General features: G+C 32.0%; 11 protein-coding genes. 10 read left to right on the top strand and 1 reads right to left on the bottom strand.

Features of this window, described 5'->3' with window-relative positions; all coding sequences use genetic code 11:
- Positions 1–82: 82 nt before the first annotated feature.
- The 6 genes from RR643_RS10460 to RR643_RS10435 all read left to right on the top strand — a co-directional run bounded on the left by RR643_RS10460 (position 83) and on the right by RR643_RS10435 (position 5,113).
- Positions 83–562 carry a YbaK/EbsC family protein gene (locus tag RR643_RS10460; protein ID WP_332483177.1) on the top strand — a complete coding sequence of 160 codons (480 nt, stop codon included), beginning with the start codon at positions 83–85 and terminating at the stop codon, positions 560–562.
- A gap of 65 nt (positions 563–627) precedes the next feature.
- Positions 628–861 carry a hypothetical protein gene (locus RR643_RS10455; protein ID WP_332470066.1) on the top strand — a complete coding sequence of 78 codons (234 nt, stop codon included), beginning with the start codon at positions 628–630 and terminating at the stop codon, positions 859–861.
- 130 nt (positions 862–991) lie between these two features.
- A complete protein-coding gene (locus RR643_RS10450) occupies positions 992–1,444 on the top strand; it encodes a hypothetical protein (RefSeq protein ID WP_332483176.1) in 453 nt (150 codons plus the stop codon).
- A gap of 163 nt (positions 1,445–1,607) precedes the next feature.
- Complete coding sequence (gene brnQ / locus RR643_RS10445; protein WP_332470064.1) at positions 1,608–2,951, top strand: branched-chain amino acid transport system II carrier protein; 1,344 nt, start codon at positions 1,608–1,610, stop codon at positions 2,949–2,951.
- Between the two features lie 4 nt (positions 2,952–2,955).
- Complete coding sequence (locus RR643_RS10440; RefSeq protein ID WP_332483175.1) at positions 2,956–3,411, top strand: GNAT family N-acetyltransferase; 456 nt, start codon at positions 2,956–2,958, stop codon at positions 3,409–3,411.
- Between the two features lie 166 nt (positions 3,412–3,577).
- Positions 3,578–5,113 (top strand): [FeFe] hydrogenase, group A, encoded by a 1,536-nt coding sequence (locus tag RR643_RS10435; RefSeq protein WP_332483174.1) that lies wholly within the window; start codon positions 3,578–3,580, stop codon positions 5,111–5,113.
- Positions 5,114–5,133: 20 nt separating this feature from the next.
- Here the strand turns inward: RR643_RS10435 and RR643_RS10430 are convergent, their stop codons facing one another.
- Positions 5,134–6,009, bottom strand: a complete 876-nt coding sequence (locus RR643_RS10430; protein ID WP_332483173.1) for a LysR family transcriptional regulator — start codon at positions 6,007–6,009, stop codon at positions 5,134–5,136.
- A 136-nt stretch (positions 6,010–6,145) separates the two neighbouring features.
- Here RR643_RS10430 and RR643_RS10425 point away from each other — a divergent pair, with 136 nt between their 5' ends.
- The 4 genes from RR643_RS10425 to RR643_RS10410 are packed head-to-tail and all read left to right on the top strand — an operon-like array spanning position 6,146 to position 8,610.
- A complete protein-coding gene (locus RR643_RS10425; protein WP_332483172.1) occupies positions 6,146–6,388 on the top strand; it encodes a hypothetical protein in 243 nt (80 codons plus the stop codon).
- Positions 6,385–7,176, top strand: coding sequence for a transporter substrate-binding domain-containing protein (locus tag RR643_RS10420; protein ID WP_332483171.1), 792 nt, complete (start codon positions 6,385–6,387; stop codon positions 7,174–7,176). Before RR643_RS10425 ends, RR643_RS10420 begins: the two co-directional genes overlap by 4 nt.
- 13 nt (positions 7,177–7,189) lie before the next feature.
- On the top strand, positions 7,190–7,852 hold the full coding sequence (locus RR643_RS10415; protein ID WP_332483170.1) for an amino acid ABC transporter permease: 663 nt from the start codon (positions 7,190–7,192) through the stop codon (positions 7,850–7,852).
- A gap of 8 nt (positions 7,853–7,860) precedes the next feature.
- Positions 7,861–8,610, top strand: coding sequence for an amino acid ABC transporter ATP-binding protein (locus RR643_RS10410; RefSeq protein ID WP_332483169.1), 750 nt, complete (start codon positions 7,861–7,863; stop codon positions 8,608–8,610).
- Positions 8,611–8,694: the final 84 nt, after the last annotated feature.

The following is an 8,694-nucleotide window of genomic DNA, read 5'->3' as shown; positions in this document are numbered from 1 at the left end:
CTAGAATTAAGTAGTATACTAATAATAATTATTGTGAGGAGAGAATTTGTTTGAAAGGTAAACAAACGAATTGAGTAGAACGATGTCAATTGAAAAAGCAAAAGAATATTTTAAACAATTTAGTATTGAGAATCGAATTGTTGAGTTTCCTGTATCTAGTGAGACGGTAGAACTTGCGGCTATAGCATTGAATTGTGAGCCAGCAAGAATTGCTAAAACCATGGCGTTTACTGTTAATGATCAAGCAATTTTAATTGTGTGTGCTGGAGATGCAAAGGTTGATAACAAGAAGTACATAAATTATTTCCTTACGAAAGCAAAGATGATAAAATCAGACGACGTGGAAAGAGTAATAGGTCACGCGGGTGGAGGTGTCTGTCCATTTGCGATTAATGATGGGGTTGTCGTCTATCTAGATGAATCATTAAGAAGATTTACAACTGTTTTTCCAGGGTGTGGTAGTGGTAATAGTACGATTGAATTAACGATTGCGGAGTTAGAAAAATATTCAAACTTTCTTGAATGGATTGATGTATGTAAAGCATGGAATGACCAAGTATAAGTAACGAAAAAATAGTTGATATAATATTAAAGGTATATAATTGAATTATACAGGAGGTAAACACAATGAATAAAGAGGCACTTCGAGACGCACTGGAATTCGGAATTTTATTTTTAACTGCAATTACAGAAATGCTAATGATTATGTTTTACTCAGTTTTTGATAATAAGTTAATTATTAATGTTTTGTTAGTTATCATCCCAGTTATATTCTGTGCAATTTTCTATGTTAAGTATAGAAAATCTCATTATCAACAAATATATTCAAAAGAAGAATTAAAGAAACAAGGGCGTCTTTAGAAAATTATTAAATGCGCTTTCTTAATTATGGTTTAATTTTCTCAAAGTAGGAATGAGTAATATATAAGAATACCCATAGGTTATATTGTATATTATGTAAAAGAGAAGAATTGAAAAAGGAGAAGGAACCATGAATATACTTGATAAAATATTGTTGATGGTACCAAATATATTTTACAAATTTTTGATCCTTGTACTTATCACGATTGTTTGTTGTGGATGTACTGAGAAATGGACTGAAACGGGTTGTCCTTCAACGAAGATTTACTATAAAGAAAAGAATAATTATGTAACTGCTTTAAAACTTGAAATTACTCTTTCAAATGAAGATTTCATAAATACTTTTGGTTCAACGGAAGCTTTGGATTCACTTATATCTTCCTCATATAAACGAGAAGATGGAAGAGCGCTTAGTTATAAAATCATGGATACAGAGTATCTTTTAGAATATGTATTCAATCCTTCAACTCAGGTGCAAAATCATACAACAGGTAGTGGAGATCTAATAGATAAACTATATGATTCGAAGGGATTACCACAAAAGAATATTGAATTATTGAGTGATTTTCTTTGCGTTAAATAAAATTTATCTCTCAAAAAGAATGGGCAACGATTGTAAATCGCAATTGTTGTCTTTTTTCTAGAATAGACAAAATAATAAAAGTTGTTTGTAATAGAATAGGAATTAGAATATAATAGTAAAAACTTATTTGTTGAAATTAAAATAATAAGGTGGGGGCATAATTATGGATAGAAAACTAAAAGGGAGAGAATATTTTTATATTAGTTCAATGTTATTTGGGCTATTTTTTGGAGCAGGTAATTTAATATTTCCAGTGCATATGGGGCAAGAGGCTGGAAGTAATGTCTTCCTTGCAAATATTGGGTTTCTTATCACAGGTGTAGGACTACCATTCTTGGGAATTATTGCGATGGGTATTTCTAAGAGTGAAGGTTTATTTGATATGGCAAGTCGAGTTAGTAAAAAATATGCATATGTTTTTACAATTCTTTTATATTTAGTTATTGGACCATTCTTTGCGCTACCTCGTTTAGCGACAACATCATTTGAAATTGGAATTGCACCTTTTGTAGATGCTCCAAATATTGGAATAGTATTAGCGATATTTAGTGTGGTCTTTTTTACAGTTGCATGTTTCTACGCAAGAAAAGCATCAAAGTTATTGATCTATGTTGGTAAAGTATTAAATCCTTTATTTTTAATTTTGTTGTTTGTTTTATTTGCGATAGCATTTACAAATCCAATGGGAACGATTAGTGAAATTGCAGCACAAAATGCGTATCAAACACAACCACTCTTCACTGGATTTATAGAAGGTTATAATACATTAGATGCATTAGCGAGTTTGGCATTTGGTATTATTGTTATTTCAACCCTTAGAAATAAAGGCGTTAATGAACCGAAGAACATTGCAATGGATACAGTGAAGTCAGGTATACTTACAATAATTTTGATGGGTTTAATTTATAGTTTGCTGGCATACATGGGTGCAATGAGTGTTGGGCAATTAGAAATCAGTGCAAATGGGGGAATCGCATTAGCACAAATAACAAATTATTATTTAGGTAACTTTGGTAGTATCGTTGTAGCGGCAATTGTTATTGTTGCGTGTTTAAAGACAGCAATTGGATTAATTTCCTCATTCTCAGAAACCTTCGTAGGTTTATTTCCAAAAGGTAAATATTTAGTATTTGCAATTACAGTAAGTGCTATGGCATGCTTATTTGCAAATGTAGGGCTAACAAAAATTATTGAATTTTCAATTCCTGTATTGATGTTCCTATATCCTCTTGCAATGACATTAATTCTCTTATCTTTGTTTGGGTCATTCTTTAATCATAGTCGCATAGTGTATCAAATGACGACTGGATTTACTTTAATTGCTGCCATTATAGATGGTTTAAATGCTTGTCCTACATTCATTCGTGATTCATCAATTGTGCAAAGTATATTATCTATTGGTAGTAAATTACCATTCTATAGTATTGGTATGGGATGGGTAGTTCCTGCGTGTATTGGATTTATAATTGGTATGATTTTAATGTTCGTAAAAAAAGAAAAGAAATAAACACATGATTGCAATTAATGAATTATCTCAAAAAAATGCTTTGCAGATAGCTAATAATTGGAAGTACTCAGGTGATTTTGCTTTCTATGATATGACTGCTGATTTAGAAGACTATAATGAATTCATTCATGAAGATATGCGAAATAATGTATTTGAAGTACTGGATGAGAATGAATTAATAGGCTATTTTTCATACACTGTCGAAGATGATGGTGTAGAAATTGGGTTGGGATTACGACCAGATATATGTGGAAAAGGATATGGTAAAACATTTGTTTTGCTAATTGAAAAATATATCTTGAGTTTGGTTAAAACAAAGACATTGAAAATGAATGTTGCATCATTTAATAAAAGAGCAATTAACTGTTATCAAACATGTGGATATACGATAGTTAAGGAATTTACACAAGAAACAAATGGTGGAGAATATCAGTTCATTGAAATGGTTAAACAAGTATAAAATAACGAATTATTTAAGGATTGATGGCAATAATAGATCAATCCTTTTTATTATTAATAATAAAAGAGTTACTTCTATAGTAGAAAAAAATAATAAAAAAATATAATTAAATTTCTTATTGATAATAAATATCAATAAGGTTATAATCATTTCAGGAGTGATTATTATGACAAAACATTTAGAAGTAGGAATTAGAGTTCCAGTAGAACCAAACAATGTTTCATTGAAGAGAATTGAAGATTTATGTATTAAGTGTGGTAAGTGTAGGGACGTTTGTAGCCAAATGATTTCAGTTGGAGGTCATTTTGATATGAATAAAACAATGGATACGGCTATTTGTATCAATTGTGGTCAATGTATTTTGGCGTGTCCAACAGGGTCATTAGTTGAAAGACAAGATTGGATGGATGTTCAAAGGGTAATTGATTCAGGGAATAAAAAGGTGGTATTCATGACATCACCAAGTGTAAGAGTTGGTTTGGGTGAAGAGTTTGGGATGTCTAATGGTAGTTTCGTAGAGAAAAAAATGATTGGTGCTTTACGTAAGTTAGGTGGTAATTATATTTTTGATACAACATTCGCGGCGGATTTAACAATTATGGAAGAAGCTAGTGAATTAATTGATCGAATAACGAACAACAAGCCACTACCTCAATTCACAAGTTGCTGTCCAGCGTGGGTAAAATTTGTAGAAACATATTATCCAACGATGTTAAACAATATATCAACATCGAAAAGTCCTATTTCTATGTTTGGACCAACGATAAAAACATACTTCAAAGAAAAAGAGAAATTGAATATTGAAGATATCATTACAGTTGCGATTACACCATGTACTGCAAAAAAATATGAAATAAAAAGACCTGAGATGAATGATGCAGGTAAGTTAGAGGGTAAAGAAAATATTCAAGATACAGATTATGTAATTACAACACGAGAACTTGCGAAATGGTTAAAAGCACTAAATTTAGATTTAAATGATGTGGAAGAATCAGAGTATGATGGCTTGCTACCTAAGGGAAGTGGAGCAGGGGTTATTTTTGGTAATACGGGAGGTGTAATGGAAGCGGCACTTAGAACAGCAGCCTATATGCTGGAAGGAAAAAACTTACCACTCGAATCTATCAAGTTCGAAAGTATCCGAGGATTAAATGGCATCAAAGAAGCAACAGTTAAAATTAACAATATGGATATAAAGGTTGCTGTAATACATGGTACAAATAACGCACGTGAATTTATTAAAAATGGAATCGATGGATATCACTTTGTAGAAGTTATGACGTGTAGTGGTGGATGTATATCAGGTGGTGGACAACCAATTCATTTAAATCAAGATATGGATGAAGTACGTAATGCTCGTATTAAGAGTTTATATGAAGATGATGATAGGTCTACAATACGCTATAGTCATGAGAATATTGAATTAAAAAAATTGTATGAAGAATATTTCTCGCAACCACTTAGTGAATTAGCCGAGCAATTACTTCATACAAGTTATGTAGATCGCAGTCAAGATTTAAATGAAGATCCAAGTGTCTATAGTGAACCAACAAAAGTATTAGAAAAAGTACAAACTGATTCAATTAGATATCATTGTATTATGTGTGGATATGTTTATGAAGGAGATTTGACTCAAGAATCTGATGATTATCTTTGTCCTATTTGTTCTGTTGGAAAAGAATTATTTGAAAAGATGAGTTAGAAAATCATATTAATTTCGCGTTAGAATTTTTCTTGCAGACGGTTTAAGAATTTTTCAGTCGGTTTAGATAATACTTGATATTTCTTCCAAACTATTTGCATACCCAATTCTAATGATGGTGATAAAGGTCTAAAACACAAATCGCTATCACCTGTAGTATTTACAAGATGATCAAGAGTTAAAGCATGTCCCATTCCTTCTTGGACCATGATTGAGGCATTATAAATTAGATTATAGGTTGCGGAAACATGTAACTCGTTCATATCTTTTTTAAACCAGGTAGGTAATCCATAACTATTCATCGCTTGACGCGATAAAATGAGAGGTTCATTCCATAAGTCTTCAGGATGAATCTCTTTTTTTGATGCGAGAATTGAGTCTTCTCTAGTTAATACTCCCCAAATATCTTTACACGGCAATAAGATTGAATCGTATTTTGTTGTGTCAATATCACCTAGTAGAATAGCGAAGTCATATAATCCACGATTTAATCGTTCAATGATGTCAACAGAATCACCACTTACTACGTGAAAGTGTATATGAGGGTAGATTTCTTGGATTTCCTTTGCAGTAGATGCGATCAAGCGCATCCCTTCTGTTTCACCAGTACCAATATAAATATCTCCACTAATCATATCATCGGATACATTAATTTCATTTTCAGTTTTTCTAACTAAATCTAATATTTCCTCGGCTCTTTTGCGTAGGATCATACCTTCTTCGGTGAGTGTTATTTTGCGATTACCTCTAACAATGAGTTGTTTACCAAGTTCATCTTCCATATCTTTTAGTTGTCTGGATAATGTTGGTTGAGATAGATGTAAAGATTCGGCTGCAGCAGAAATGCTTTGTTCACGAGTTACAGCTAGAAAATATTCAAGTACACGTAATTCCATAGGATGTCCTCCTTATATCATTTATTTTACTATACCTGTCAAGCATAGCAAAGTATTTAGTATAAGTATTTGTTATTGGAAATAGTGAATGCTACGATGAATATGCAAAAACAAGTAAGGAGGTATGCTTGAAATTATGAGTCATAAAATCACAAAAGAAGCAATTGAACAAAATTTAAAAGATGCAGGATGTGACTGTGATACGATAACTTGTTTTATGAATTGTAATGAATCAGGTAATAAATCAGATCAAAAGACACTTCTATCAAGACACAGGAAAAAGTTATTAGATAAAGTGCATGAAGGGCAGAAGTGTATAGATTGTCTGGATTATCTTGTATACCAAATTGAAAAAGAAGATGAGGAAAAAAACAAATGAAAAAATTATTAATAAGTTGTATTTTGATATTACTAGTCATTACTGGATGTAGTAATTCAAAAGAAAGTAAAAGTGAAGACCTATTATCATTGATAAAACAAAAAGGAGAAATTATTATTGCGACAGAAGGTACATGGTCCCCTTGGACATATCATGATGAATCCGATGAACTTGTTGGATATGATGTTGAACTAGGGAAACTCATTGCAGATAAACTAGGAGTAAAGGCAACATTTATGGAGGCTGAATGGGACAGTTTGTTTGCGGGATTAGATGCAAAACGATATGACATTGTATTTAACGGAGTAGAAGTAACAAAGCAGAGAAGTCAAAAATATGATTTTACTTCACCCTATGCATTGATTAAAACTGCAATTATTGTTGAGGGAAATAATTCATTAATAAATTCATTCGAAGATTTAAATGGAAAAAGTACCGCGAATACATTAGCAAGCACCTACGCAACACTCGCGGAAAGTTATGGTGCAACACCAACAGGTGTAGATGATCTAAGTCAAACAATAGAGTTGGTATTATCAGGGAGAGTGGATGCGACACTTAATGCGGAAGTTTCTTATTATGACTATATGGCACAACATCCAAATGCAAATCTAAAAATAGCTGCATTAACAGAAGATGCTTCATCTGTTTCGATACCATTACGAAAAGGTGAAGAAACAGAAAGTTTAATGATTGAAATCAATAGAATTATTGATGAGTTAAAAACATCAGGAGAATTAAGTGCGTTATCAAATAAATACTTTGGTATTGATTTGACGCAACAATAAAAGGAGGATAATTGTGAATGATAGATTAATTGAAATCTTACTCGATTCATTTTGGAAAATAGTATTACCTGGGTTAACAATGACCATTCCATTAACAATTATTTCGTTTGCCATAGCGTTAATATTAGCGTTAATAATTGCGATGATTCAGGTATCAAATATAAATCCATTAAAACAATTCGCAAGGTTCTATGTATGGGTTATTCGTGGAACACCCTTACTGGTACAGTTATATGTAATCTTTTATGGCTTACCCAATTTAGGTATTTTGATAGAACCATTCCCAGCGGCAATTATTGTGTTTGCACTAAATACAAGTGCGTATGATGCGGAAACAATAAGAGCGGCTATTGAGGCAATACCAGTTGGACAGTTTGAAGCGGGTTATTGTGTTGGTATGTCTACGACTCAAACTCTATTTCGAATCGTTTTACCACAAGCACTACGTATCGCTTTTCCATCGTTAAGTAATTCATTGATTAGTTTAGTGAAGGATACATCTCTAGCATCCAATATTACGATATTAGAAATGTTGATGGCAACACAACGAATTATCGCAAGGACATATGAACCCTTTGCTCTATATTGTGAAGTTGGACTAATTTATCTTATCATTTGTACACTACTTACAAAGGTTCAACATTATTTCGAGAAGAAGTATAGAATGGTTTATTAGGTGACTGTATGTTAAAAGTAAAGGATATTGTTAAATCATTTGATGGTAATCAAGTATTAAAAGGAGTCAGTTTTGATGTCAATAAAGAAGATGTGGTAATGATTATTGGACCAAGTGGTTCAGGGAAAACTACCTTATTACGATCGATTAATTTTCTTACTCATGCAGATAGCGGATTAATAAATTTTGATGATGAAGTGTATGAACTAAATAAAATCACAAAAAAAGACATTTATAAGATTAGGAAAAGAACTGCTTTTGTATTTCAAAATTTTAACCTGTTCCGTAATAAAACAGTCTTGGGTAATGTCACTGAAGGATTAGTCGTTGCTCGAAAAATAAACAGAAATGAAGCGAATAGAATAGGTAAAGCATCATTAGATAAAGTTGGTTTAAGTGATAAGTATGACGCTTATCCCCATGAACTTAGCGGTGGTCAACAACAGCGTGTTGCAATAGCTCGTGCCATCGCAACAAATCCAGAATTAATTTTATTTGATGAACCAACATCAGCATTAGATCCTGAATTGATCCAAGAGGTGTTATCTGTGATAAAACAACTTGCTCAAGAAGGAATGACGATGATTCTTGTAACACATGAATTAAGTTTTGCGAAAAATATAGGAACTAAGATTGTTTTTATGGATCATGGAGAAATTATCGAACAAAATAATGTTAGAGATTTCTTTCAACATCCTAAGCAAGAACGTACAAAACAATTTTTAGCTTCATTTCAAGATAATCATAGATCTTATTAAAAAAACCAAAATACAAATTGTATTTTGATTTAATAATTTATTGCCACAAATCGAATGGATATAATCCAGAATCTTTGCATTCTT

The sequence above is a fragment of the Anaerorhabdus sp. genome, assembly GCF_036637135.1.
In the GTDB taxonomy this organism is placed as follows: domain Bacteria; phylum Bacillota_I; class Bacilli_A; order Erysipelotrichales; family Erysipelotrichaceae; genus Anaerorhabdus.
This window is presented reverse-complemented; position numbering and strand designations above follow the sequence as displayed.

Excerpts from the sequence above, each read along its gene's own strand:
- RR643_RS10460 (WP_332483177.1), top strand. The coding sequence starts at position 83 with ATGTCAATTGAAAAAGCAAAAGAATATTTTAAACAATTTAGTATTGAG.
- RR643_RS10455 (WP_332470066.1), top strand. The coding sequence starts at position 628 with ATGAATAAAGAGGCACTTCGAGACGCACTGGAATTCGGAATTTTATTT.
- RR643_RS10450 (WP_332483176.1), top strand. The coding sequence starts at position 992 with ATGAATATACTTGATAAAATATTGTTGATGGTACCAAATATATTTTAC.
- brnQ (WP_332470064.1), top strand. The coding sequence starts at position 1,608 with ATGGATAGAAAACTAAAAGGGAGAGAATATTTTTATATTAGTTCAATG.
- RR643_RS10440 (WP_332483175.1), top strand. The coding sequence starts at position 2,956 with ATGATTGCAATTAATGAATTATCTCAAAAAAATGCTTTGCAGATAGCT.
- RR643_RS10435 (WP_332483174.1), top strand. The coding sequence starts at position 3,578 with ATGACAAAACATTTAGAAGTAGGAATTAGAGTTCCAGTAGAACCAAAC.
- RR643_RS10430 (WP_332483173.1), bottom strand. The coding sequence starts at position 6,009 with ATGGAATTACGTGTACTTGAATATTTTCTAGCTGTAACTCGTGAACAA.
- RR643_RS10425 (WP_332483172.1), top strand. The coding sequence starts at position 6,146 with ATGAGTCATAAAATCACAAAAGAAGCAATTGAACAAAATTTAAAAGAT.
- RR643_RS10420 (WP_332483171.1), top strand. The coding sequence starts at position 6,385 with ATGAAAAAATTATTAATAAGTTGTATTTTGATATTACTAGTCATTACT.
- RR643_RS10410 (WP_332483169.1), top strand. The coding sequence starts at position 7,861 with ATGTTAAAAGTAAAGGATATTGTTAAATCATTTGATGGTAATCAAGTA.